This window comes from Campylobacter sp. BCW_6889, assembly GCF_001762535.1.
Classification (GTDB): domain Bacteria; phylum Campylobacterota; class Campylobacteria; order Campylobacterales; family Campylobacteraceae; genus Campylobacter_D; species Campylobacter_D jejuni.
The window spans coordinates 1-25,585 of record NZ_MJWZ01000065.1; the positions used below are offsets into that span (position 1 = coordinate 1).

The 25,585-nt window shown below is 28.5% G+C and carries 28 protein-coding genes and 3 pseudogenes; 16 read left to right on the forward strand and 15 right to left on the reverse strand.

Features of this window, described 5'->3' with window-relative positions:
• From AJ939_RS06775 to AJ939_RS06785, 3 genes and pseudogenes are all read left to right on the forward strand, one after another.
• A partial coding sequence (locus AJ939_RS06775) for a methyl-accepting chemotaxis protein (RefSeq protein ID WP_250540826.1) occupies positions 1-903 on the forward strand: 903 nt, incomplete at its 5' end.
• A 79-nt stretch (positions 904-982) separates the two neighbouring features.
• A complete protein-coding gene (locus AJ939_RS06780) occupies positions 983-1,702 on the forward strand; it encodes a class I SAM-dependent methyltransferase (RefSeq protein WP_070233288.1) in 720 nt (239 codons plus the stop codon).
• Between the two features lie 55 nt (positions 1,703-1,757).
• Positions 1,758-1,972, forward strand: a pseudogene (locus tag AJ939_RS06785) (hypothetical protein).
• Positions 1,973-2,003: 31 nt separating this feature from the next.
• Here the strand turns inward: AJ939_RS06785 and AJ939_RS10765 are convergent.
• The 6 genes and pseudogenes from AJ939_RS10765 to eptC form a co-directional block, all read right to left on the reverse strand.
• Positions 2,004-2,182: pseudogene (locus AJ939_RS10765) on the reverse strand (dihydroorotase); the annotation flags it as partial.
• Positions 2,183-2,360: 178 nt separating this feature from the next.
• The gene (locus AJ939_RS06790; protein ID WP_070276433.1) at positions 2,361-5,513 is read right to left on the reverse strand and encodes a type ISP restriction/modification enzyme; all 3,153 of its coding nucleotides are present in this window, start codon (positions 5,511-5,513) and stop codon (positions 2,361-2,363) included.
• A gap of 9 nt (positions 5,514-5,522) precedes the next feature.
• Positions 5,523-6,518: a dihydroorotase gene (gene pyrC / locus AJ939_RS06795; RefSeq protein ID WP_070276435.1), complete on the reverse strand. Its 996-nt coding sequence runs from the start codon at positions 6,516-6,518 to the stop codon at positions 5,523-5,525.
• On the reverse strand, positions 6,508-6,753 hold the full coding sequence (locus tag AJ939_RS06800; RefSeq protein ID WP_002861043.1) for a replication/maintenance protein RepL: 246 nt from the start codon (positions 6,751-6,753) through the stop codon (positions 6,508-6,510). Before AJ939_RS06800 ends, pyrC begins: the two co-directional genes overlap by 11 nt.
• Positions 6,750-7,106 carry a diacylglycerol kinase gene (locus AJ939_RS06805; protein ID WP_044778744.1) on the reverse strand — a complete coding sequence of 119 codons (357 nt, stop codon included), beginning with the start codon at positions 7,104-7,106 and terminating at the stop codon, positions 6,750-6,752. Before AJ939_RS06805 ends, AJ939_RS06800 begins: the two co-directional genes overlap by 4 nt.
• Complete coding sequence (gene eptC / locus AJ939_RS06810) at positions 7,103-8,638, reverse strand: lipid A/FlgG phosphoethanolamine transferase EptC (RefSeq protein ID WP_070276437.1); 1,536 nt, start codon at positions 8,636-8,638, stop codon at positions 7,103-7,105. The genes AJ939_RS06805 and eptC overlap by 4 nt, the downstream gene beginning before the upstream one ends.
• A gap of 117 nt (positions 8,639-8,755) precedes the next feature.
• On the opposite strand from eptC, the gene AJ939_RS06815 reads away from it, so the two are divergent.
• Complete coding sequence (locus AJ939_RS06815) at positions 8,756-9,514, forward strand: exodeoxyribonuclease III (protein ID WP_002869154.1); 759 nt, start codon at positions 8,756-8,758, stop codon at positions 9,512-9,514.
• 18 nt (positions 9,515-9,532) lie between these two features.
• Here the strand turns inward: AJ939_RS06815 and AJ939_RS06820 are convergent, their stop codons facing one another.
• From AJ939_RS06820 to moaC, 3 genes are read right to left on the reverse strand one after another with little or no spacing between them, the layout of a single operon-like run.
• Positions 9,533-10,693 (reverse strand): hypothetical protein, encoded by a 1,161-nt coding sequence (locus AJ939_RS06820; protein WP_079860515.1) that lies wholly within the window; start codon positions 10,691-10,693, stop codon positions 9,533-9,535.
• Complete coding sequence (locus AJ939_RS06825) at positions 10,683-10,946, reverse strand: DUF493 domain-containing protein (RefSeq protein WP_002869152.1); 264 nt, start codon at positions 10,944-10,946, stop codon at positions 10,683-10,685. The genes AJ939_RS06820 and AJ939_RS06825 overlap by 11 nt, the downstream gene beginning before the upstream one ends.
• Complete coding sequence (gene moaC / locus AJ939_RS06830) at positions 10,924-11,397, reverse strand: cyclic pyranopterin monophosphate synthase MoaC (RefSeq protein WP_070276441.1); 474 nt, start codon at positions 11,395-11,397, stop codon at positions 10,924-10,926. Before moaC ends, AJ939_RS06825 begins: the two co-directional genes overlap by 23 nt.
• A 92-nt stretch (positions 11,398-11,489) precedes the next feature.
• Here moaC and AJ939_RS06835 point away from each other — a divergent pair, with 92 nt between their 5' ends.
• The gene (locus AJ939_RS06835; RefSeq protein ID WP_002851965.1) at positions 11,490-11,645 is read left to right on the forward strand and encodes a highly acidic protein; all 156 of its coding nucleotides are present in this window, start codon (positions 11,490-11,492) and stop codon (positions 11,643-11,645) included.
• A gap of 61 nt (positions 11,646-11,706) precedes the next feature.
• On the opposite strand, the gene cheQ is transcribed toward AJ939_RS06835, so the two are convergent.
• On the reverse strand, positions 11,707-12,186 hold the full coding sequence (cheQ, locus tag AJ939_RS06840) for a cheVAW transcriptional regulator CheQ (RefSeq protein WP_079860118.1): 480 nt from the start codon (positions 12,184-12,186) through the stop codon (positions 11,707-11,709).
• Between the two features lie 27 nt (positions 12,187-12,213).
• A complete protein-coding gene (gene cheP, locus AJ939_RS06845; RefSeq protein ID WP_070276442.1) occupies positions 12,214-13,077 on the reverse strand; it encodes a cheVAW transcriptional regulator CheP in 864 nt (287 codons plus the stop codon).
• A gap of 172 nt (positions 13,078-13,249) precedes the next feature.
• On the opposite strand from cheP, the pseudogene AJ939_RS06850 reads away from it, so the two are divergent.
• Both AJ939_RS06850 and AJ939_RS06855 read left to right on the forward strand, forming a co-directional pair.
• Positions 13,250-14,122 (forward strand): annotated as a pseudogene (locus tag AJ939_RS06850) (FIST N-terminal domain-containing protein).
• A gap of 29 nt (positions 14,123-14,151) precedes the next feature.
• On the forward strand, positions 14,152-15,225 hold the full coding sequence (locus AJ939_RS06855) for a methyl-accepting chemotaxis protein (RefSeq protein WP_222555548.1): 1,074 nt from the start codon (positions 14,152-14,154) through the stop codon (positions 15,223-15,225).
• A gap of 53 nt (positions 15,226-15,278) precedes the next feature.
• Here AJ939_RS06855 and rplT read toward each other — a convergent pair whose 3' ends face one another.
• Both rplT and rpmI read right to left on the reverse strand, forming a co-directional pair.
• Entirely contained in the window at positions 15,279-15,632 is a 354-nt protein-coding gene (gene rplT, locus AJ939_RS06860; protein WP_002861032.1) for a 50S ribosomal protein L20, read from the reverse strand.
• A gap of 93 nt (positions 15,633-15,725) precedes the next feature.
• Positions 15,726-15,917 (reverse strand): 50S ribosomal protein L35, encoded by a 192-nt coding sequence (rpmI, locus tag AJ939_RS06865; protein WP_002777995.1) that lies wholly within the window; start codon positions 15,915-15,917, stop codon positions 15,726-15,728.
• Positions 15,918-16,073: 156 nt separating this feature from the next.
• Here rpmI and AJ939_RS06870 point away from each other — a divergent pair, with 156 nt between their 5' ends.
• The 4 genes from AJ939_RS06870 to AJ939_RS06885 all read left to right on the forward strand — a co-directional run bounded on the left by AJ939_RS06870 (position 16,074) and on the right by AJ939_RS06885 (position 20,120).
• On the forward strand, positions 16,074-17,240 hold the full coding sequence (locus AJ939_RS06870; RefSeq protein WP_070276446.1) for a hypothetical protein: 1,167 nt from the start codon (positions 16,074-16,076) through the stop codon (positions 17,238-17,240).
• A gap of 138 nt (positions 17,241-17,378) precedes the next feature.
• Positions 17,379-17,780 carry a hemerythrin domain-containing protein gene (locus AJ939_RS06875; RefSeq protein ID WP_044778739.1) on the forward strand — a complete coding sequence of 134 codons (402 nt, stop codon included), beginning with the start codon at positions 17,379-17,381 and terminating at the stop codon, positions 17,778-17,780.
• Positions 17,781-17,957: 177 nt separating this feature from the next.
• Positions 17,958-19,139: a NifS family cysteine desulfurase gene (locus AJ939_RS06880; protein ID WP_070276448.1), complete on the forward strand. Its 1,182-nt coding sequence runs from the start codon at positions 17,958-17,960 to the stop codon at positions 19,137-19,139.
• A 9-nt stretch (positions 19,140-19,148) separates the two neighbouring features.
• On the forward strand, positions 19,149-20,120 hold the full coding sequence (locus AJ939_RS06885; protein ID WP_002861028.1) for an iron-sulfur cluster assembly scaffold protein NifU: 972 nt from the start codon (positions 19,149-19,151) through the stop codon (positions 20,118-20,120).
• Between the two features lie 22 nt (positions 20,121-20,142).
• On the opposite strand, the gene AJ939_RS06890 is transcribed toward AJ939_RS06885, so the two are convergent.
• Positions 20,143-22,026, reverse strand: coding sequence for a mechanosensitive ion channel family protein (locus AJ939_RS06890; protein WP_070276450.1), 1,884 nt, complete (start codon positions 22,024-22,026; stop codon positions 20,143-20,145).
• Positions 22,023-22,658 carry a carbonic anhydrase gene (locus AJ939_RS06895; RefSeq protein ID WP_002851887.1) on the reverse strand — a complete coding sequence of 212 codons (636 nt, stop codon included), beginning with the start codon at positions 22,656-22,658 and terminating at the stop codon, positions 22,023-22,025. Before AJ939_RS06895 ends, AJ939_RS06890 begins: the two co-directional genes overlap by 4 nt.
• Positions 22,659-22,818: 160 nt before the next feature.
• Here AJ939_RS06895 and AJ939_RS06900 point away from each other — a divergent pair, with 160 nt between their 5' ends.
• The 5 genes from AJ939_RS06900 (at position 22,819) to AJ939_RS06920 (ending at position 25,581) form a co-directional block, all read left to right on the forward strand.
• Entirely contained in the window at positions 22,819-23,514 is a 696-nt protein-coding gene (locus AJ939_RS06900) for a Bax inhibitor-1/YccA family protein (RefSeq protein WP_002851668.1), read from the forward strand.
• A 103-nt stretch (positions 23,515-23,617) separates the two neighbouring features.
• The gene (gene secG, locus AJ939_RS06905) at positions 23,618-23,986 is read left to right on the forward strand and encodes a preprotein translocase subunit SecG (protein ID WP_070233472.1); all 369 of its coding nucleotides are present in this window, start codon (positions 23,618-23,620) and stop codon (positions 23,984-23,986) included.
• Between the two features lie 9 nt (positions 23,987-23,995).
• Positions 23,996-24,559, forward strand: a complete 564-nt coding sequence (gene frr, locus AJ939_RS06910) for a ribosome recycling factor (RefSeq protein WP_079460285.1) — start codon at positions 23,996-23,998, stop codon at positions 24,557-24,559.
• A 2-nt stretch (positions 24,560-24,561) separates the two neighbouring features.
• Positions 24,562-25,170 (forward strand): orotate phosphoribosyltransferase, encoded by a 609-nt coding sequence (pyrE, locus tag AJ939_RS06915; RefSeq protein WP_002854423.1) that lies wholly within the window; start codon positions 24,562-24,564, stop codon positions 25,168-25,170.
• A complete protein-coding gene (locus tag AJ939_RS06920; RefSeq protein WP_002870659.1) occupies positions 25,171-25,581 on the forward strand; it encodes an RDD family protein in 411 nt (136 codons plus the stop codon).
• Positions 25,582-25,585: the final 4 nt, after the last annotated feature.

Below are 25,585 nucleotides of genomic sequence, written 5' to 3' on the forward strand. Positions count from 1 at the left end.
ATCCTTGCTACTAAAAAAGGTTTAGAACAAGACAATCAAGCCGTTAAAGAATCAGTTCAAACCGTATCAGTTGTAGAAGGTGGTAATCTAACAGCAAGAATTACTGCTAATCCAAGAAACCCGCAACTTATTGAACTTAAAAATGTTCTAAATAAACTTCTTGATGTTTTACAAGCTAGAGTAGGTTCTGATATGAATGTTATTCATAAAATATTTGAAGAATACAAAAGCTTAGATTTTAGAAATAAAATCTCTAATGCTTCAGGAAGTGTTGAATTAACTACTAATGCTTTAGGCGATGAAATAGTTAAAATGCTAAAACAAAGTTCAGACTTTGCTAATGCTTTAGCTAATGAAAGTGGAAAATTACAAACTGCTGTTCAAAGCTTAACCACTTCTTCAAATTCTCAAGCTCAATCTTTAGAAGAAACTGCAGCAGCTTTAGAAGAGATCACTTCTTCTATGCAAAATGTTTCAGTTAAGACTAGTGATGTTATCACTCAATCTGAAGAGATTAAAAATGTTACAGGTATTATAGGAGATATTGCAGATCAAATCAATCTTTTAGCTTTAAATGCAGCTATTGAAGCTGCACGTGCTGGAGAACATGGTAGAGGCTTTGCTGTTGTAGCTGATGAAGTTAGAAAACTAGCTGAAAGAACACAAAAATCTTTATCTGAAATAGAAGCTAATACTAATTTACTTGTTCAATCTATCAATGATATGGCAGAAAGTATTAAAGAACAAACTGCAGGTATTACTCAAATCAATGATAGCGTAGCACAAATTGATCAAACTACTAAAGATAATGTTGAAATTGCTAATGAATCAGCTATTATTTCTAGTACAGTAAGTGATATAGCTAATAATATCTTAGAAGATGTTAAGAAGAAGAGGTTTTAATTAGTCATTCAAGCCCAAAAAAGGGCTTGAATTTTAAAAATTTATGCTATGATTTTATATATTTTATCAAGGAAAATATATGAATTTATGGGATAAAAAAGCCAAAACTTACACAAGATATCAAAACACTTTAAACACCATACAAAAGCAAACTTTTGAATATTTACAAAATTTAAAGATTTCTTTTCAAAATAAAAGCATTATAGATATAGGATGTGGAACTGGAGTTTGGACTTTACACTTAGCTAAAGAGGCTAAAGAAATTTTTGCCTTAGATAGTGCAAATGCTATGCTTGAAATTTTACAAGAAGATGCCAAAAAACTAAATCTTAACAATATAAAATGCGAAAATTTGAGCTTTGAAACTTGGATGCAAAACAATCCTAATGCTAAATTTGACCTTGCATTTTTAAGTATGTCCCCTGCTTTACAAAATGAAAAAGATTATACAAATTTCTTAAATCTAGCTAAAACAAAAATTTATCTTGGTTGGGCTGATTATAGAAAAAGTGATTTTTTAGATCCGATTTTTAAATATTTTAATACCGAATTTAAAGGTTTTTATAAAAAAGATTTAGAAAGTTATTTACTAGAAAAAAATATATTTTTTCATAAGATTGTTTTTGATGAAACACGCAAAGTTCAAAGAACGAAAGAAGAGGCTATAGAAAATGCTCTATGGCATTTAAACATTAACAAAATCACAGCTTCTAAAGAAACTGTAAGTTCTTTTGTTGAAAATGATATTATTGAAACTATAGAATCCAAAATAAAACTTTTAATTATAAATAACTTATAAAAACATTAAGCTTATACTTATTACAATTTCACCGATTATTTCAAAGGAGTTTTTAATGGTTAAAAATTTAATCATCAAATTTGGACGCTTGATTCTTGATGCAATTGCAGTGATAAGTTTTGTTGTAGCTTTGCTTTATTCTCTTTTTATGATGTTTAGCATTGGATTTTTAGCTGGTTTATTGTCGCTGATAGTCAGTTTTATTGCTTTATTTCTAAGTTTTTTTGTAATCTATCTTGTTATAGATATCAGAGATGCTCTTGTAAATAAAGCTTAAATTTTCCACCTTTAAGGTGGAAAATCAATGTTTTAATTGAAATTTCAAAATTTCTCCGGCCATATAAGGCACGACTTGATTGTATTTATCTTCATAGACATTTGGCACTTGCCATTCTTTTTCTTCTAAAGTTAAATTTTATCTTCTTTAAATTTCAAATCATAAATTTTACAAGCATTATAGCTTAAAAATTTTTGCAAATTTCTTCAGAGCTATTTTAGCTGAAACAGATTTATAAAGGTAATTTTGAAAATCCTTTGCATATTTTATAAATCATCTGATTATTTTTTTAAATATGCAAGAACTACAGAATTAAATAATTATAAATATCTTGACTATAGAAAAACATTCCTGTTAATAAATATATAAAAATCTAACAAATTATGCTAGATTGATTTTTGAAATTTCATCTTGTATTTTTAAAGTCTCATTTAAAGTTTGTATGATCAAAGTAAAATGCTTATGATCTATGTCTTCTTCTTTGTGGCTTTTTAAGTATTTATCTAGCACAACATAACCACCTATTTTAAACTCATAAATTTCAAGACTTACTTCGTTAAAATACAAACTTTCGTTTATGAAAAGTTCTTTTGTGTCTTTGTTATATTTGATTTTTTGTATTTTGAAATTTTTATTTTTAATGTCTTTAAACAAGGCTTCACCTACATTAAAATCTAACTCATTATTTTTTAACAAATGTAAATTTATAAGCTTTAAACCTAGTTTGCTTAAGTTTTTAAAAGTATTTTTATCTTTTGTAAAAGGAATTTTTGGAAAATCAATTTTTAAAAAGTCAAGATATTTTTCTCTATAGTTTTTATGAAAAAGCACAGCATAGATATAGCCTAGTATGTTTTCAGGTGAGAATTTTTCTTTGTAAAGCTCATCTATGAAAGCTCTAAAGTTTTCTTTGAAATTTTCTATTTTTGAAGTGAAATTTTCTTCATTAAAATTTGGATTTTCTTTTTTTAGGAATTTTTTACTTCTAGTTGTAGGGTAAAGATAAAGTGGATAAATATAGCTACCACTACCCACTAAATGCAAATCTATGATTTTGTTACTAATAAAAATATTATTAATATTATTTAATTTTGTTCCTCTGTCACAAATTAATCCTATATTTTCATTTTCTAAAAAATGTTCCATTGTTTCAATTCTAGGTCTTTCCACTTTTTTTATATCATAATAAATTTTTTGTGTATCAAAAGGTCTGTATGCTATTTCTTTTATATTTTTCTTATCAAATTCATTATAATAATCATGAATTTGCTGTTTTAATTTTTCAGTATTGGTTGATATTAATATAGAATCTTTAGCACTAACAATCCCTACGCTTGATAACATAAAAATATCTTTTACGCTTATGCTTTTGTTGTATTCTTCTAACGAGTCATTATTTTGTGGCAAGAAAAGATAAAAAGGCTCGTTGTTTTTAACTAAAGTCCATTTTATAGAATTTAAGTTATTTTCATATAAAAATTCGTATTTATCTTTTCTTTTGCCGTATAAATCATGATAATAAATTTTTGTATTTTTAGCTTTTGAATTTTGTTTTATAAAGATATTTATACTTACTCCTTGCATGATATCAAAGACATTATCATCTTTGCTTCCATCAGGAGCTTTTTCTTTTTTTCTAGTATCGCCGTGTAAATTAAGTATATAAATTTTATCAAAGCTTTGCATTAGAGAATATCTCATACCTCTAAAGGTAGGATTATCTAAAAAGCTATTATTTGAAATAAAAGCAAAAATTCCACTTTCTTGAAAGTCTATTTTGCTTTGGGCAAAGCGTATGAATTTTACATAATCATCTAAAAGCCATTTTGGATTTTTTTCATTTTCTAGTTTGTGTTTTTCGTATATGGCTTTAAAAGTGCTTGTGTTTTGCTTTGTTTTTTCTTGAAAATATAAATTTATATATTCTTTTTGCTCTTTGCTAAGATTTGCTTTGCTTGGTTCTAAACCATAGCTTATTTTAATCTCATCTTCGTATAAGCCTTTGTTACTACTTGCTCCACTATATGGTGGATTGCCTGTGATGATTAGAATTTGTTCTTCTTTTATTTTTTGTGCTTTTTTGAATTCTTTTGTTAGATCAATGAGAGTAAAAAGCGTGTTTTGATCATTTTGTTCTTTAGATATGCTTTTAGAATATAAAGTATTTGTTAGTGCTATTTTAAAACTTTCATCATCGTTTAATGGAGAGTTAAATTCTTCTTTGAAGCTTTGAGAAAGTTTTAAGTGCGCTATAGTATAAGGTGCTATTAAAAATTCAAAACCGCAAAATTTGCCTATCAAAGCTTTTAGATTGTAATTAACGCTATTTTTGTTTATAGGCTCTAAGGCTTTTCTAAAAGCTTCAAGTAAAAAGGTGCCAGTGCCTGTGGCAAAATCAAGCAAGGTTATATTTTTATCTAAAGCTTCACTTAATCCTTTTTTGTGATTGAAATCTTGTTTTAAAACTTCATCAACAGCATTGATGATGAAAATTACTACAGGCGCAGGAGTATAATACACTCCCCTTACTTCTCTAAGCTTTGGATCATAGCTTGCTAAAAATGTTTCATAAAAGTGCAAATAAGGATCTTTGTGAGTAGATAAAATAGTAGGACGATTAAATAAGTCTTTCTCGCCTGTTTTGTTTAATTCTTTAATAATGCTTGTAATGTCTATATGATTTATAATATTTATGATTTCTTCTAAAAGCCATTTTATATTTTCTAAATTTTCAAAACTATCATCTAAAAATCCACTCATAGAACGGATTAATGGAAATGATTTTGGTATGAATTTTTTAGCATTGTTTAGATCAATTTCTTTTGCGGTATCGTTATTTAATTTTGCTAAGAATAAGCTATAAGTTAAAGTTTGTGCAAAAGAATCGCAAAATTCTTCATAGGATAATTCTTTATAAAGTGTTTCTTTGAAAGTATTAAATAAACTTATCAATGCTTCATTTTCAATTGATAATAAAAGCTCATCTTTTAAAATTCTTGTTCTTAGGCTTAGATGATTTGCAAAATCTAAAGCTGAATTTATGGGATTTGGGATTTTAGAAAAAAATATGCTAAAAAGTTCGTTTAACTCTTGTGTTTTAGTATCTAGTAAAGATTGATTTTTAACAATGCTTTTAATCTCATCAAGAGAGCAAATTTTTACTTCTTTACAAATGATAATTTCATTTTTATCATTTAAACTTAATAATATAAATCTTAAATAATCTGTGAGAATGATATTTGGGCTTAATTTTGTGTATTTTAAAATTTGATCACTTGTTATGATGTTATCAAGATTTGCATTTACTCTTTTGTTTTCTATGTAACCTAGTGTTAGAAAATCTTTTGTAATTAAAAAATCTGGAGCGCCTCTACCTTCTTTGTCATTGTTTGGTTCTTGTTTGATAGAGATTTTATTTTGCTTGTCTTGATTGTCTTTTATAGCTTGCAATAAATTTTGCAAAGCTGTTCTATGTGTGTGTTCCTTATCATTGATAGAAATATCTTTTATGTTTTCTAGATAAGCTTTTAGCATTAATTTCCTTTAATTTGCGACTTTGAAATTTAAAGTTTTCCCTGCCATAAATGGCACTACATCGCCGTATTGTTGCGCTACTTGCCATTTTTTTTCTTCTAAAGTTAAAATTTTATCTTCTTTAAATTTCAAATCATAAATTTTACAAGCGTTATCGCTTAAAAATTTTTGCAAATTTTCTTCGGAGCTATTTTGCTTAAATAATTCAGCTAAAACAGGTAAAATCACTGGAGCACTAAAAACTCCAGCCGCACAACCGCAACATTCTTTAGCGTGCAATGGATGAGGCGCGCTATCACTTCCAAACATAGCCTTTTCATAGCCACTAAAAGCAAGCTCGCAAAGGGCTTCTTTATCTTCATAGCGTTTTGCAATAGGCTTACAAAAAAGATGAGGATTCATTTTACCTCCGATAACATCATCTAAAGTGATGATTAAATGATGTAAAGTGATTGTCGCATATAAATTTTCATAATCTTTTAGCAAATCACACAAAACCTTAGTGGTAATATGCTCCATTACAATTTTTAATTTTGGAAAGTTTTTTGCTAATTTTTCATAGATTTTAGCAAAATTTGCCTCTCTATCCATGACAAAATCATTTGTTTCACCATGCACTAGCAAAGGAATATTTAAATCACTCATAGCCTCTAAAGTAGGTTTTAAATACTCTATATCAAAACTTGAAACTCCACCATTTGAATTTGTTGTAATTCCTGCTGGATAAAGCTTAATGCCAAAAATTTCATCTTTGGCAATTTGAAGAAATTTCTCATCATAATTTTTAAAAAAAAGTGTCATTAAAGGAGTGAAATTTTCATCTTTACAAACCTTAATGATACGCATTTTATAAGCTTTTAGATCTTCTAAATTGCAAAGCGGAGGGATTAAATTTGGCATAATCACAGCTGCACAAAAATCTCTTGCACTCAAAGGTGCAATAAGTTCTAGCATTTGATTATCTCTTAAATGCAAATGCATATCTAAAGGATTTTTAAGTATCATTTTTATCTCCTATATTTAGCTGATAAAATCCATTCTTAAGGCGCTTAAAAAGCTTTTTTTCTTCTAAAAATTTAAAAGTAGCAATGATAGTGGGTTTGCTTTGATGTAATTTTTCTTCAAGCTCACTGATTTTAATCATAATAAAACCATTTTCATCGGCATTTTCACATAAAAATTTTAACAATTCAAAACGCTTTTTTCCTAAAATTTCTCGTATTAAATTTTCAAATTTCATAAGTAAATGCTATATAAAATAAAACCCCAAACAAAAAGAGCTAAAAGCACACTAAAAAACACTGCCGCACTCGCACAATCTTTAGCAATTTTTGCCTTTTCATGCCATTCATTTGTAATCAAATCAACACAAGCTTCAATAGCTGAATTTAAAGCTTCTATAATTAAGATAAGTATTAAAACACTTACCAATAACAAATGTTCCAAAAAACTAACTTTTAAGAAAAAACTAAAAACTATCGCAGGGATAATAATGCAAAGTTCAATTCTAAACGCCATTTCATTTTTAAATAAAGCAAAAACCCCTTCTAAAGCATATCTTGCGTTATTTAAAAAATGATATTTAGGCTTCATGGATTTGCCTTAAGTTTAGGATTTAATAAATCATATTCTGGTTCATAAACACTTGTTTTTACATCAAAATATCCTAAAAGAGTACTAAAAAGATTATCTTGAGAAAGTTTTAAACTTTTATGTTCTTTAGCTAAATTCATTAATTTTTCATCATTACTCCAAAAAATAGCAGGAATATGAGTTTGATAACTTGGTGCTATAGCATAAGGCATACCATGAAGATAAATATCATTTTCGCCCAAACTTTCACCATGATCTGAAAGATAAAATAAAGAACTTTCATAATCTTTTTGCTCTTTTAATAGTTTTATAATCTCACTTAAAAGATAGTCTGTGTAAAGCAAAGTATTGTCATAAGTATTGATTAAAGCCTTACTATCACATTTTGAAAGTTCATTGGTATCACAAGTTGGAGTAAATTTTTTAAACTCATTTGGATAGCGTTTATAATAAGTTGGCCCGTGAGAACCTTGCAAATGAAGAACTATTATATTTTGATCACTCAAATGATTTAATTTTTCTTTAAAAGGAGTGAGTAAATTTTCATCCAAATCACTAGAAAGCTTTTGTTTATAAGCTAATCTATCACAAACCCCTTTACAACCACCAGAATTATTATCAAACCATGCAGCATCTACACCTGTTTTATAAAGTATATCCATGGCATTTTCTTGAAATTCTGAACTCGAATAATCTCTACGCTTGGATATAGAAAACATACAAGGTAAACTTACCGCTGTTGCTGTTCCGCATGATGAAAAATTATCAAAAAAGACTACATTATCTTTTTTAGTATAAAAATTGGTATCATTTTTAGTATATCCACCCAAAGAGTAATTTGCTGCTCTAGCGGTTTCACCCACTACCAAAACCAAAATTTTTTTAGTGTGATTATTTTCTCTATAAGCATCATTAGCTATAGTTTTAAATTCTGGCTTAGCTTTTACAAAACGAACATAATAGCGATATACGGCATAAAATTGATAAAAAGGAGTATTATACATTCTTATTTCATTATAGCTTCTAAAAAAAGGCAAGAAAGTTTTACTTAAAGGGATTAAAACTGCACTAACCACAATCAAACCTGATACTATATTGATAATTTTAATTTTTATATGGGATTTAAAACTACCATAATCAATTTTCACTTGAACAACATAAAAAGCCAACAACAAAGCCAAAACAATAAATAAGATCAATTTTAAATTTAACAAATCTTTTACTTCTTTGATATCTGTTTGAACAACATTTTGTATCATATCAGAGTCTATAAGCACTCCATAAAAACTAATAAAATAAACACTTAAAAAAGATGATATTATAAACAGTATAGAAAAAAATTTAGTAAAAAACTTTATAAAAAGTAAAGAGCAAACCACGTGAACTAATGCAAAATAAGCTATAATAAAAACAAAAGTTATAAACCAATTTTGATTGTTTTTTTCATACACAAATTCAAATAAATTAAAATTTAATATTGCAATCATTAAAGAATTTAAGAAAGTAAACCAAAACCAAGTTAATCTAAGCATATAAATCCCACCTTTAAATTTAAGGTTTTAATTTTATTGAATTTTTTTAAATGGATTGTAGTTTTAAATCTTTTTATGTTATGATTTACACTTTTAATGAAAATTTTAAGGAAAATAATGAAACTGCTTTCATGGAATGTTAACGGCTTAAGAGCCATTTGTGATAAAAATGCACTTGATTGGATAGCACAAGAAAAGATTGATTTTATAGGTTTTCAGGAAATCAAAGCACATGAAGATAAATTTCCTAAAAAAATTTATGAATATCCTTTTAAACACATGTATTTTAATTCTGCCAAAAGAGCAGGATATTCTGGGGTAATGAGTCTTTGTAATTTTGATAGCGAAGTAAAAAAATGTGAATTTTTTGATGATGAAGAAGGCAGGGTTTTAGAACACCGCTTTAAAAATATCGCACTTTTTAATATCTATTTTCCAAATGGTCAAAAAGATGAAGAGCGTTTAAATTTTAAGATGAAATTTTATGCAGATTTTTTAGTGTATTTAGATAAGCTTTTAAAGGATGGGTTTGAAATTATCATTTGTGGTGATGTTAATACCGCTCATAAAGAAATCGATCTTACCCATCCAAAAGCCAATGCCAACACTTCAGGTTTTTTACCTATAGAAAGAGCTTGGATCGATGATTTATTAAAACTTGGTTTTATAGATACTTTTAGAGAAATTAATGGCGAAATCAAAGAAAAATACTCGTGGTGGAGCTATAGAATGAAAGCAAGAGAAAGAAATGTAGGCTGGAGGATTGATTATTTTTTCATTTCAAAGGGTTTAAAAGATAAACTTAAAAACGCTTTCATAAGAGATGATATTTTTGGCTCTGATCACGCACCTGTAGGTATAGAAATAGATATTTAATATCCCAAAAATGGGATATTATTTTTTAACAAATTTTTTTGCTTTTTCCCAAAGTCTTACACCGAGCTTTTTAGCTTTTTTAGAATTTAAATCTTTGTATTTTTCACTAGCAATTTTTTCTAATTCAAAAATTTCCTGTTTAAAATGATTTAATTTTCTTTGAGTAAGTTTATTAAAATCATTAATCTTTGGATTTCTCTTAATATCATTTAAAACTAGTATTAGCTGTTCTCTACTTTCACTCGCAAGACGTCTAAATTTAGCAAAAAGATTATCAAGTTCATGTTCTAGCAAATTCTCAACTATACTCTTACAAGGATCATTTTGCAGTTGAATCTCTTTTTTTAAAAGAGCAATAAAATCATCTTCTATACCTATTAGTTCTTTACTTTTTGAACTAACATCTTCTTCAAAATTTGCATAAGTTAATGAAGCTTTAAATTTTTCCATTGCTAAAACAATACCATCTCTTGTACCTTTAATCACGCCTAAACAAAGATCTTTTGCATAAGCCATAGATTCATTAGCTATTTCAAAAGCGGTATTTAAAATAATACTTGAAATTTTTAAAATTCTTTCTTTTTCAAAATGAGCTTCACAAATAGCATTGTATACGAGATTTTTAGCTATTTCGCTACTTGTAAGTTCTATATCTTCAGCCTTTTCTAATGTGGTTAAAAAAGCACTTTCAGCGGTTTCTTTTAAAATTCCAAGCATTTCTATATCAAATAAAATAGCATCATTTAAACCATCGCTAAATTCATTACAAAAAGAATATTCTTGTAAAATATTCTCAAAATCAAAAAAATTATCACTGATTTGATTTTTAATCAAATTCTTTTGATTTTCAATCTGTTTGTTTAATAATTCAGCTTCGCTAATATACTCATAAAGCGAATTTTGAGCATCTGCAACACTTGCTTTTACTAGAGCCTTAATAACCTTTGAAACATTTTCATCGTCACAAAAATCAAGTTTTTTTAAAATAGTTAAAAATTCAACCAAAAGAGAATTTAAAACTTTTTTTGTTTCATGAGGATTATGTGAAATTTGCTTATATGCAAGATTAAAACTCAAGTCTTCAAGTAAATCGCTTGCTTCATCTTTACCGAGATTTGATAAAGAATTTTCAAAAATAATTAAAGTATTTTTCATTTTTCCTTCTTTCTTAAAGTACAAATTTTGCTTTAGCTTTTAATTTATCAAATATATCCAAACGATCTTTTTTGCTATCAACATAAACATTTAATAAATAACTTTGATATTTTCCGCTCGCACTTGAATTCGAATGTTCAAATTTATATTCTCTTTGACCTAAAATTTCTTGAAAAATTTCACTTGCCCTAACATGCACCTCAAAAATTACCTTATAGTCCCAAAAAGTAGGATAATTGATCTGAGGTTCTTTTTTAAGATCGCACAAATTTACCACTTTTGCCTCCTTCTTTGCTTTCAAGCACTATATCCGTAATCCTCATTGATTTATCTACAGCCTTGATCATATCATATATAGTTAAAAGCCCTATACTAACCCCACTTAAAGCTTCCATTTCAACCCCTGTTTTACCTTCACACTTAACTGTTACAATAAGCTTAAACGCACATTCTTTAACAAATTCCACAATATCAGTTTCGACTTTAGAAAGCATCAAAGGATGGCACATAGGAATAATTTCACTTGTTTTTTTAGCCCCCATTATAGCCGCAACAATAGCTGTTTGAAGAACAGGGCCTTTTTTTGCAGTATTGTTTTTAATTACATCAAAAGCTTCTTGACTCATATATATCATACCACTAGCTGTGGCTATTCTTGAAGTAATATTTTTATCGCTTACATCTACCATTTTAGGATGATTGTTTTCATCTAAATGACTTAATTTCATAAATTCACCTTTTAAAAAATTATAAAAATTATAGCAAAACCAAACAAATTTAAGATAAAATAAGCTTTGTATTTTTATTTAAGGAGAAAACAATGGCTTATGAAGATGAAGAAGATTTAAATTACGATGATTATGAAAACGAAGATGAAGAATATCCACAAAATCACCATAAAAATTATAATTACGATGATGATGATTACGAATACGATGATGATAACAATGATGATGATTTTTATGAGATGGATTAAAATACAAAATTTTCATCTTTAAATTACAAGCAATGTCTTCACAGGGCTTGTAATTTATATCTTAATAATACCCAACGCACATACTCTCAGTGATTTTAATACGCTTTTCAAAAGGAGCTGGACTAAAAAAATGGCATTTTTCTATATAAATATGCTGATGATAATTTAGCCCTAAAAAATCATAAAATTTTTTTAGATTAACAAATTTAATCCCACAAATCTCCTTAAGCTCTAAAAGTTTATAAATAGAAGAATTATTTTTTTCCACTAAATGAGAGGGGGCTAACCCAGTAAAAGAACAAAAAGCACTTGCCAATACAAAACCATTTAAACCGCTACATTGCCTTAAAGCTTGCTGATGTTTTTCTAAAATGCAATTCCTATGCAAAAATACAATTCTTGTTCCTTGATATCTACCTATTTCTACATTTTTCCAAAATTTATAAGCATTTTTTGAAATTCCAGCAAAACGATGAAATTCAGCGTTTAAAATATAGTGATCTAAAAATTCATTAGGAGGCAAGATTAAACTTTTCATCACTACAATTTAGAGCCCTAAAAGAGCTCTTTAATCTTCTTTGTTTAAATTTTCCTTAGCTTTTCTAGGAAGCTTAGATAAAAGATTATTTAAATCAAAATTAATTCCTTGAGTTTTTGCCTCTTCAAGTAAAGCAACTGCAGCTTTTGCGTTAAATGGAGAAGAGCCATCATGTGGAGCAAAAAGATGATCTGTTATTGCTAGAGCATAAGCGGATTTTTTCACTTCTTCGCGAGCAGCGTGAGGAGTGCGAACAAAACATATACTTTCAATCAAAACATCATCAAAATTCCAACGATGCAACAAAAATCCCAAGAAAGAAATATGATCTACACCTAAAAATTCATTCTCCGCTAAAGCAATATTTTCAATTTTAGTTTCATTTAAAAAAGTTAAAAATTCTTTCTCTCTGTGATTTTGTATAAGAAAATTTGAAAAAATAACAATGCCAAGTCTTAAAAGCATTGCACAAGGAACTAAAAGATGAGAAAGTTTTTTATCTTCATTATTGAGCCAATTTGTGATAAAAGTTGCCTCTTCGTTGCAATTTCTTAAAAAAACTTGAGTATCCAAACCATATGGTGAAACATCTATTTTAAAACTATCTTTAATAGAATCAGCAGTAACTATGTTGATGATATTACCAACACCTAATAAAGTAATCACTTGATTTATAGTTGTAATTTCTCTTGTAAAACCATAATAAGGAGAATTTGCAAGTTGCAAAAGCTTAGCCGTCATCAACGGATCACTTGAAATGATTTCAGCAACTTTCATGGTTTCTATATTTGAATTAGCCTCGCTCACATATTTTCTTAACTTACTTACAGTATCGGGTAAAGGTGGCAATACTTCAACGCTTTTTAATAAAAGCTCATTCATATCTCCAATCATATTTGATTTATCCTTGAAGTTAGTATTATTATAATTTATGATTATATCTAAATTTTAATTTACTTATTACATTTTTTGTTACTTTAAGATATAATAAAAATTATAAATACTAAAATTTTATATTATTTTTAATTAACTAACAAATTAAAATAATTTTAACGGAGTTTAATCAATGTTTTTTAATTTTAAAAATAAAAGCTCAGCGCAAAAAGAAGAGAGTAAAAAAGCTTTAGAAGCTCTATTTCTTCAAGAAAATGAACTTGAAGAAAAATTAAAAAAAATAAATATCAAGCCAAAGTTAATCATAGGTTTTGTGTCGTATCAACTTAACCTAGCAATCATAGGAAATAAGATTCAAAATTCTATAAATGAGCAATGTGATATCATCTTAAGCAGTGCTACTGATTTATTGTGCAATCTTGATTCTAACTCAAACATTGAAAACAGCCCTTATAAACAAAATATCCAAGGAATAAGTTTGATGCTTTTTAGCGAAGATATGATAGAAAATCTCTGCACAAATAAAATCAAGCTTTTTAGCAATATAAAAGATTATACAGAAAGAAAAAAACTGATAGAAAAAGAAGTTTTATCTATAAATATACCTTTTGAAGCACACTGCACAAATACTTTGCATTATTTAATTTATGATGGTTTAAGTCAAAGCGAAAGTTCTCTTTTAGAACTTTTATACAAACACAACCCCTATCCTTGTGCTTTAGTAGGAGGTGGATCTAGTGGAAATATGGACTTTAGCGGAACATTTATATTTTATAATGGAGAAATATTAAAAAATCAAGCTTTAAGCATACATGTCCAATTTAAATCTAAATATCGTTTTGATTTAATGAAGTCTCAAAATTTCAATCCTCAAAGCAACATTACCTTTACCATACTTGATGCAAGCTTATATGATAGGACGGTACGTGAATTTATTGATAAAAAAACCTTTCAATCCATCAACGCGGTTGAAGCTTTATGCAATTATTTTAACTGTACTTTTGAAGAACTTAAAATAAAATGCAAGAATATACTTTTGCTTTAAAAATTGGAGAAGACTATCTTATTTCCCCCATGGAAATCAACCCAGATAAAACATTATTTAGTTATTGTGATATAGAAAGCGCTCAAGAATTAAGCTTGCTTAAAAAAACAAATTTTATTGAAGCCATAAAAAAAGATTACGAAAAATTTTCTTTTAATAAACCAAAACCACTTGGAGCAATTTTTAACGATTGTATCTTAAGAAGACTTCACAACAAAGAACATTTAAATCAAATCCATTTTAATGATTTTCCTATAGTTGGTTTTTCTAGTTTTGGGGAAATTTATGGAGTGGGAATTGCAAAAAGTTTAGTGGCAATATTTTTTTATGAAGTTGAAAATTTTAATGATTTCAAACCTAGATATTTAAAAACTTTCATACAAAAATACAGCGATTTTAAATACTATTATCTTAATATAAGAGCTCAAAAACTAGAAATGACAAATGAGATTAATAAAATAATTTTAAATCAACTCAAACAAAATACATCAGAAATTGATAAAAATACAAGTATATTTAAAGAAATTTTTGAAGAACTTGAAAATATAAGAAGAAGTCTTACAACCATTAGTAAAAGTTTTACCAATTTCACTAACTACCTAGAATACAACCTTTACCAAAGTGAAGAAAAAATGAATTTAGAAAAAGAAGTGCAATCTTCTTTGAAAAATATAGATCAATTAAATAGTATTTTAGATCTTATTTCAGGGATTGCTGAACAAACTAGCCTTTTATCTTTAAATGCAGGTATAGAAGCTGCTAGAGCTGGAAAACTTGGTCGTGGATTTGCAGTTGTAGCTGATGAAGTTAGAAAACTTTCAGAAAATACCCAAATGGGTCTAGGTGAAATGGAAGGAGCCATTAAATTAGTTATTCAGACCATACAATCCATTGCAAAAAGTTCCAATTCTAGTACTCAAGAAATGAATTTTATAAGGGATAAATCCAATGAATTTTCCAAAATCATTTCAAATCTTATAAATTCAGGTAAAGAAATTTCAGATAAATTAAAACAAAGAAGCAATGTCGGCAAAGATTTTGAAAAAAATGTAAATCAACTCAAATGTTATGAAGATGTTCTAGCTAAATTAAATCAATACTAAAAAATTAAGAATTTCAAGAAATCAAAAATCTTGAAATTCTTACACTAAAAAAATTAAAGTGCTTTTTTTACAGCCTCTGCAATTTTTGCAAAAGCAGCAGAATCATTCATAGCTAAATCTGCTAGAATTTTTCTATCAAGTTCAATGCCTGCTTTTTTAAGACCATTGATAAATCTTGAATAACTTAAATCATTAAGCCTACAAGCAGCATTGATACGCACAATCCAAAGACGACGGAAGTCTCTTTTTTTGCGGCGTCTATCACGATAAGCATAGACTAGACTTCTTTCTAATTGTTCTTTTGCTTTTCTAAAATGTTTGCGGCGTCCACTATAAAAACCACGCGCTAATTTTAAAACTTTTTTATGTCTGCGGCGTCTAACAACACCTGTTTTTACTCTTGCCATTTTTATTTCCTTTCATAAAGTGGCGTCCAAATTTGGAGCTTGCCCTTGAAATTTTATCTCAGAGGGGAGTTTGAATGACTTTTAGTCAAAAACTTAAATTCCTAGCATTTTTTCAACAGCTTTTACATTTGTGCTATGCACATATTTAGCTGTGCGAAGATCACGCATTCTTTTTGCAGGTTTTTTAGTCAAAATATGACTTCTAAAAGCTGAGCCTCTTTTGATTTTATTTTTACCTACTTTGAAGCGTTTAACTGCGCTTTTAACGCTTTTCATCTTTGGCATACGCTTTCCTTATTTAGATAAATTTTTATTTTTCAAATTAAAAGAAAAGCTAAATACTATCAAATTTTTTCTAATTTTTGACTGAATTTAATTTTTAAAAAACTTGGCACACCTTTTGCTTATAAAAAAATCAGCAATATTTTGGAAAGATTTAAAATGACTATAAATTCGGCAAATCCGTATCAAAATTTAACCTTATCTAATCCTTTACAGAATAGCTCTGCTTTAAATTTGATTAAAGATAGCAAAGCTTTAGAACAAGAAGGAAATGAAAATAGCTTAGAACAATTAAGTTATATTTTTAATAATACCACTTATACTAGTGAATTTGGATTTAGAATCAATGAAGAAGGTTTTTTCAATAAAGATTTAAATAAAATTGCCAATATACCAGAATCTTATGACATCAACATTAAAAGCGTTAGAAGCATAGCAAAAGAACTCACGAAACAAGATGAAATTTTAAATTACAATAAAATTGATCTACCTTATCTTTTAAATAGCTATTATAGTTCATTAAAATCCATAAATTCAGAATTTTTACAAGATGATAATGCTTATTTAAGTCGCGATTTTATTTCAAAACTATCATCAGGTTTTTCAACAGATAATGGAGAATTTTTAGGCCAAATTTCAAGAATTTACAACAATCAAGAAGAAATTGATTTGGCATTAAGCAATATCACAAATTTAAATACTTTAATGTTAGATAATAAAATAACTAATTTTCATTTTAATAAAGCCATAGAAAATACTTCTTCTAATGAAATTTTAAAACCTTATTTAACTAAAAATGCAGAAGTATCAAAATCTGGTCTTTTAATGAATTTTATCTACCATGATATAAAAACCCAAAATGAAAAAGAATTTAACTTTTTTATGAAACCTGTCACTCTAGAACTGAGCTCTCATCAAAATTTACAAAAAATTCTTAAAGGCGAAATGGATATAGAAGATTACATTAAAAAAGAAAATGAAAAAAAGATGAGTTTTGATCTTTATCTTTATGTTAATGGCATAGATAAAAAAACAAGTACTCAAGACAAACTATCTGTATTTTTTCAACAATATATTAACTACCAAAAAGATATGGATTTAAGAGAATTTGCAAATTCAAGCTCAATATTTCAAATTTATATCAATCAAACTCGCAATGATTTTGATGCTTTTAAAAAACAATATCAAAACCAAAGTCAAGACACGCAAAGATTAGAAGAGGTAAATCAACTACGCTCTAATTCTATAGAAAATTTTCTAGATCGTCGCCAAAAACAAGCAAATATAAATAAAATTCTAAACTCTTATATGTCTGTGATGGTTTAAAATAATTTTTACAAAAAATATATAAATTATAAATATTTCAATAATAATAATTTTTATATGAGTAATTAATAAAATTTTAAGTATTGTAACATTATAATTCGCTCCCGAAAAAATATAAATATAAAAGCACTCAAAACCATGATTTATAATGAAAAAATTATTTCAATGAATAATGATCTTTTAGATCATCAACATAAAGAACTTTTTGAAATTTCTAAAAAACTCTCTTTAATGAGCCAACGTCATGTTGAAACAAAAGAATTAAAAATTGTCTTAAGAGAGTTGTTGATAATGATCAATAGACATTTTTCAGATGAAGAAGCCTTTATGAGAGAAATAGAATATCCTTATATCAACCATCATACAAGAATTCACAGAAAAATTATCTTAGAAATTGAAGAAATTATCATCAGTGAAGCTAAATTTGTAAATATAATGATTGAAAAGCTAGATCTCGTTGTTCAAGATTTTATCTTTAAACATACAGTCAAAGAAGATTCAAAAATAGTAAAGTATTACGAAGAAAAATTTAAGAAATAGTATTTCTCATTTTTACTATATAAAATTCACAAAATATTTCACTTTAAAATTTTACTTTAACATTTTATTTTTGTTATAATTTTTAACCTAATTTTTATAAATTTTTGTTATTATCCATTTTCGAATAAAGATAAAAAATATCCTAATTAAAGTTAAGGATAAATTAAGGATTTTAAAGTGAAAGTATATTTAGATAACAATGCAACGACGATGCTTGATCCTAATGCTTATGAGTTGATGCTACCTTTTTTAAAGGATATGTATGGAAATCCAAATAGCCTTCATCAATATGGAAGCACAACACATCCTGCTTTAAGAGAAGCTTTGGACAAACTTTATGTAGGGCTTGGAGCAAATGACTTAGATGATATAGTTGTAACATCCTGTGCAACAGAAAGCATTAACTGGGTGCTTAAGGGTGTGTATTTTGATCATATTTTAGATAAGGAACGCAACGAAGTGATTATTTCTAGCGTAGAACACCCTGCTGTTACCGCTGCTGCTTATTTTTTAAAAAGTCTTGGAGTAAAAGTCATAGAACTCCCTGTAAATGAAGAAGGGGTTTCTACTGTAGAAGATTTACGTAAAGTGATTAGCGATAAAACAGCACTTGTAAGTGTTATGTGGGCAAATAATGAAACAGGTATGATTTTTGATATTAAAGCGATGGCGGAACTTGCACATGAATTTGGCGCTCTTTTTCATACAGATGCTACTCAAGCAGTAGGCAAAATAAAGGTTAATTTGACTCAAGTAGGAGTTGATTTTGCTTCATTTTCGGCGCATAAATTTCATGGACCAAAGGGTGTGGGTGGACTTTTTATAAAAAAAGGACTTAAACTTACTCCACTTTTACACGGTGGAGAACACATGGGTGGTCGTAGAAGTGGAACTTTAAATGTGCCTTATATAGTGGCTATGGGCGAGGCTTTGCGTATTGCAAATACTATGCTTGATTTTGAAGATTCTCATATACGCCGTTTAAGAGATAAACTAGAAGATCAAATTTTAGCCTTGCCTGATACAACAGTGGTTGGAAAAAGGGAACACCGTGTGCCTAATACAATCTTAGCAAGTATTAAAGGTGTTGAAGGCGAAGCAATGCTTTGGGATTTAAATAAAAATGGTATAGCTGCAAGTACGGGCTCAGCCTGTGCAAGTGAAGCTTTAGAAAGCAATCCTATTATGGAAGCTATCGGTGCGGAGCATGATTTAGCGCATACAGCTTTAAGACTTTCTTTGTCACGTTTTAACACTGAAGAAGAAATTGATTATGCAGCAAAACAAATTAAAAATGCAACACAGAGATTAAGAGCAATTTCTTGTACTTATGCTTATAATCCAAATAATTACAAATAAGGATGAAAAATGGGAAAAAATAGTTTAATTGGTGGATCCATTTGGGATGAGTATTCACAAAAAGTTCAAGATAGAATGAATAATCCTCAACATATGGGAGAATTTAGCGAAGAAGATGCTAAAGCACGCAATGCAAAATTGATCGTAGCTGATTTTGGCGCAGAAAGTTGCGGTGATGCAGTAAGACTTTTTTGGCTTGTAGATGAAAAAACTGATAAAATTATCGATGCAAAATTTAAAAGTTTTGGTTGTGGTACAGCTATAGCAAGTAGTGATACTATGGTAGATCTTTGCATAGGAAAAACTGTAGATGAAGCAGTAAAAATCACAAATTTAGATGTGGAATTTGCTATGCGTGATAATCCAGAAACTCCAGCTGTTCCACCTCAAAAAATGCACTGTTCGGTTATGGCTTATGATGTAATCAAACAAGCAGCAGCTCATTATAAAGGTATAAGTCCTGAAGATTTTGAAGATCAAATTATAGTTTGTGAGTGCGCTAGAGTAAGTCTTGGAACTATTAAAGAAGTGATTAAACTTAATGATTTGCATAGTGTAGAAGAAATCACACAATATACTAAAGCAGGTGCTTTTTGCAAGTCCTGTATCAAACCAGGCGGACATGAAAAAAGAGATTATTACCTTGTAGATATTTTAGCTGAAACCAGAGCCGAGATGGATAGAGAAAAACTCAAAAATACAATGAAAAGTGATGTGGCTTTTGATGAAATGACCGTAGTAGGACAATTAAAAGCAGTTGAAAGTGTTTTAGATGCTGAAATTCGCCCTATGCTTCATAATGATGGTGGAGATTTGGAAGTGATTGATATACAAAAGGCTGAAGGTGCAGCAATTGACGTTTATATTCGTTATCTTGGTGCTTGTAGTGGTTGTTCTAGTGGAAGTGGTGCGACACTTTATGCTATTGAAACGATTTTACAAGAAGAATTAAGTCCAAATATACGCGTTATGCCGGTTTAAAAAATAGCAAGATAAAATCTTGCTATTTTATAGCTTTTGCTTGCAAATCAAGAGGTGGTAAATTTTCTATATAAATACTGCGACTTGGGAAAGCAAAAGTTAAACCATTTTTTTCGATTATACGCATAAACTCAAGCATTAAGCTTTGTCTAGCTTCCCTAAAATCTTTTGCGCCTATTTTTTTGGTATAAAAATAAAGCTCTATATTAATACTACTATCTGCAAATTCGCTTAAAGCCACATAACAAGCATTTTTATAGCCTTCTAAATCGTTAATAGATACAAGATTTTGACGATATTTTGTCGTATGATCACCATATTTTAATGCACTATCCTCATCGTGAGCTACCAAATCACTTGTATCCAAAAATTCTTTCAAATCTTTTACACATTGATCTAATTTTTCAGGAGTAGCATCATAACCAACACCCAAATACATTCTAACATGGCGACCCATGCGTCTTTTACTCCAATTTTTGATATTAGCTCCCATAATAGTTGAATTTGGTAAAAATACGAGACAATTATCAAAAGTTCTAATAGTAGTTTTTCTAAGTCCTATTTCAACTACTGTTCCTTCTATACCTGAAACCTCTACCCAATCTCCTTGATTAAAACTATTATCAAAAAGTAAAAGTATAGAAGCAAAGAAATTTGCAATTATATCTTTCGCTGCTAAAGCAACAGCTAAACCACCAATTCCCAAAGATGCAATAATAGCTGAAATATTAAAACCAAGCTGAGCAAGGATATATAATAAAGCTATGATAATAATAACAAAATATAAAATTTTAATAATTAAATTTACAACTTCTTTTTTTCCGCTTTTTTGAGCAAGCTTAGAAACTAGTACCATTCCATAACCATCAAGCATTTTTAAAATAAGCCATGCAATCAAAACCGCATAAATTATGTGGAAAAAATTACTCAAATTAATACTTAAAGGTGCAGGATAAGTTGTTATAGTAAGACAAATCGAAATAGCATAAACAATCAGAAAAAAACTCACTGGTTTTTTAATATTCTCAATAAAAATAACTTTAATATCATCTACATCATTTTTATTTCTATAAAAAAGCCGAACAAGGAAAAAATATACTATATTTGCAAAAAAACGTCTTAAAGATATAAAAAATACTAAAACCAAAGCAGAAATTACTATTTTTCCGATATTAACAAAACTTACCCCAATTGCCTCATTTATACGATCTATCCAAACTTGAAGCTCAAGTAGTGAAAAAATATAATTACTTTCAAGCAAATCTGCATTTGATCGTAAATACTTAAGAATTTCAGAATAAGAATCTAGAGCGTTAGCAATATATCTTTCTTTTAGGGTAATTTTTTCCAATTCTTCTGGATTTGTAATTTTGCTTTTAAAACTATCTAAATTTACACTAGAAGAATTTTGTAAATTTTCCATTGCCTTATCAACAGTAGCAATTAAATCTTCACTACTTGCTGTATTTTTAAAAAGTTTTTCCACTTCAAACAAAGAAGAATAAAAACTTTCCACAATGTTAAAATAAACTAGATTAAGAGTGGCATCTGTATAAATGTAAGGCTTATTAATATTCTTTTTTTGAACATCTAGTAATTTTTCTTTTGCTTTTAAAAATCTAGCCACTGCCTCTTCATTAATCTTTTGTCCTACTATCATATCGGGTATTTTTGCTAAAATAGTCTTTTTGTCTTTTTCAAATTCACTTAAAATACCATTAAAAGTGCTTGAATTTTCATCATTGTTTTTCTTAAATTCTTTAATTTGATTGTTAAGATCAACATATTTTTCAACTAAAGCATAAATTCCTTCATCTTCTTTACTAATATTCGCATCAATAAATTTAAATTCTTGTGCTCCAAGGTATAAAATAAAAAAACATAAACTAAAAATAATTTTCTTCATTGAACTTTCCTATCTTGTATTAAAGTAAAAATTTTTGCTTTAAAATCATACTCATAAATTTCACCTGTCTCTATAATATAATACCAAGCATGTACTTCTATTTTTCCTTCATCTAAAGCTTCTTGCACGCCTGGATAAGTAAGTATATTTTGCAAAGAATTTACTAAATTTAATTTTTCTGTAAGCCATGAACGCATAGCCAAATCGTCTCTTGCAAAAATCATCACATCTTTTTTTATCGGATCTAACATAGTAAGCCATTTTTTTACGTTAGGAATTTTATTTAACTCTTCATCAGAATAATAAAGAGCATTGCAACCTCCACAATTACTATGGCCACAAACGACGATATTTTTAATATGCAATGAATTTAAAGCATACTCTATTGCTGAAGTTGTCGCCAAGTAATCTTCTCCAACGCGATAAGGTGGAACTATATTTGCAATATTTCGTATTACAAAAAGCTCACCTGGACCCGTATTAGTGATCAAATTTGGAATTACTCTAGAATCAGAACAACCTATAAAAAGAGTATGGGGATTTTGCTTATTTTTTAGACTTTCAAAAAGTTCTTCATGCTCCTTAAAGTCTTCTTGCATAAACTTAATCGCACCGCTAATAAGATTTTCCATAAAACCAACCTAAAACTAAAATCTTGAAATTATAACAAAATTTCAGCAAAGATTTCATTTAAGCATTAAGATATTATATAAATTAACTTTTTATTTAGTCTAATATGTTAGATTTCGCTCAAGATTTTAAAAAATCTAACAATTTTGCAAGGAGAATTTTATGAGTCTTTATGATAGAGACTACTCAAGATCAAAAGAATTTGAAAATACACGCTCAAGCGAATTAAGTATTTTTATTAAACAAACTTATCAACTTTTTGCTGCTTCATTATTAGCTGCAACAGTAGGTGCATATGTAGGAATTTTTGCTTTAGCATCATTTTTTATACAATCACAAGTAACTTTTTGGATCCTTTTTGCTGTTGAAATCGGACTTTTATTTGCTTTGCAATGGAAAAAAAGAGAGGCTCCATTAAATCTTGTTTTACTTTTTGGTTTTACTTTCTGCTCAGGTTTAACGCTTACACCTTTACTTATTTCAGTTTTAGCTCTACCAGCTGGAGGAATTATCATCGCTCAAGCTTTTGCTTTAACAACGGTTGCTTTTGCAGGACTTAGTGTATTTGCTATGAATACAAAAAAAGATTTTACTGTTATGGGTAAAGCTTTATTTATAGTATTAATCGTTATTGTAGCAGCATCTTTACTAAACCTTTTCTTCCAAAGCAGTATAGTTAATCTAGCTATTTCAGCAGTAGCTGCAATATTATTTTCATTTTACATTCTTTATGATACGCAAAATATTATCCGCGGAAATTATGAAACTCCAATCGAAGGTGCAGTAGCACTTTATCTTGATTTTGTTAATCTTTTCGTATCTTTACTTAATATCTTAAGAAGCTTCAATAGCAGATAAGTTTTTGTGGGATTTTTCTCACAAAAACTTATCAAGTTTCAAAACTTTTCAAGTTTTATTTAGCTAAAATAATCATTTAAAAATTAACTTTTAGGAATTTTCAATGATCACTCTTTTAATCATTTTACAATTTATCATCGTTGTAGTTATTTGTATAGCAGTTTTACTTCAAAAAAGTTCAAGTATAGGACTTGGAGCTTATAGTGGAAGCAATGAAAGTTTATTTGGCGCCAAAGGACCGGCTGGATTTTTAGCAAAATTTACCTTTATTATGGGAATTTTACTTATTGCAAATACTATTGGTCTTGGTTATTTATACAATAAAGCTAGCAAGGACTCTCTAGCAGAGAAAATTAAAGTAGAAAACAACACTACTATTCCAAGCGCTCCTATTGTGCCTGCTACCCCAAACACAAATTCTATCGCTCCAAGTGCACCACAACTTCCAAGCGATGTTAATTCAAGTAAATAATTAAAGGAAATGATAATGCTAAGTGAAATTTTTAACAAACAAAAAACCCAAAGTGAAAAATCTTTAGAAGCCTTAAAAAAAGACTTCACCACTTTAAGAACTGGAAAAGTTAATACCCATATTTTAGATCATATTACAGTGGATTATTACGGAACTCAAACTCCTTTAAATCAAGTAGCAACTGTTTTAGCAAGCGATGCTTCAACTATTAGCATCACTCCTTGGGAAAAACCTTTACTAAAAACCATAGAAAGTGCTATTGCAGCTGCAAATATCGGTGTAAATCCAAACAATGACGGCGAAAGTGTAAAATTATTTTTCCCTCCGATGACTAGAGAGCAAAGAGAAGAAAACGTAAAGCAAGCTAAAGCTATGGGTGAAAAGGCAAAAGTTTCTATAAGAAATATACGCAAAGATGCCAACGATGCAGTTAAAAAACTAGAAAAAGATAAGGCAATAAGCGAAGATGAAGCAAAAAAAGCTTATGATGAAGTGCAAAAACTTACCGACACCTATACAACAAAAATTGATGAGAGTGTAAAAAGCAAAGAAAGTGAACTTTTAAAGGTTTAACGATGAATTTAGAGCAAATTTATAAAGATTGTGGTGCTTATTTAGAAGGGCATTTTTTACTAAGTTCAGGTAAACATTCGCAATTTTATCTTCAAAGTGCAAAAGTTTTAGAGGATCCAAAATTAGCAGCAAAACTTTGTGATGAACTTGCAAAGATTATTGCAAGCTATAAGATAGAATTTGATAGCATTTGTTCTCCTGCTTTAGGTGGAATTTTAGCAGGTTATGAGCTTGCGAGAGCTTGTAGTAAACGTTTTATCTTCACTGAAAGAGTAAATAAAGAAATGACTTTAAGACGTGGTTTTGAAGTAAAAAAGGGTGAAAAATTTATAATTTGTGAAGATATCATTACTACAGGTGGTAGTGCTTTAGAGAGTGCAAAAATCATTGAAAGTTTAGGTGGCATTGTTGTAGGTTTTGCAGCATTAGCAAATCGTGGTTTTTGTGCGGTAGAAAATCTAAAATCTCCAAGAAAAGATAATGCGAAATTACCTGAAAATTTACCACTCTTTACTCTAGGAAATTTTGAATTTGAAATTTATGATGAAACAAATTGTCCGCTTTGTAAAAAAGGGAGCAAAGCCATAAAACCAGGAAGTCGTGGAAATTAAATGAAAACTAAAGCAAAAATTAGCTCTAGATGGTTAAGATTTAGAGCTTTGCTTATAGATATTTTTCTTATTTATGTTCCTATTTTATATTTATTTTATTTTATATTAGGCTCTAAAGAAGCTTTTTTAAACAACCATTTTATCACAACTTTATGTACTTTTTTATTTGGTTTGATTCAAGCTATTTTTTTAACAAAAAAGGCACAAAGCCCAGGTCTTAAAGCATATGATTTATATCTTATTGATATAAAAACGGGAAAGAAACTAAGTTTTCTTAGAATTTTACTAAGATATGTGATATTTATTATAAGTTTTGGCTTACTCTTTGGTTTATTTGTCAGTTTTGTAAGAAAAGATCGTTTAAATTTACATGATATTTTAACTCAAAGTTGTATAGCCACCAAAGCATAAAGAA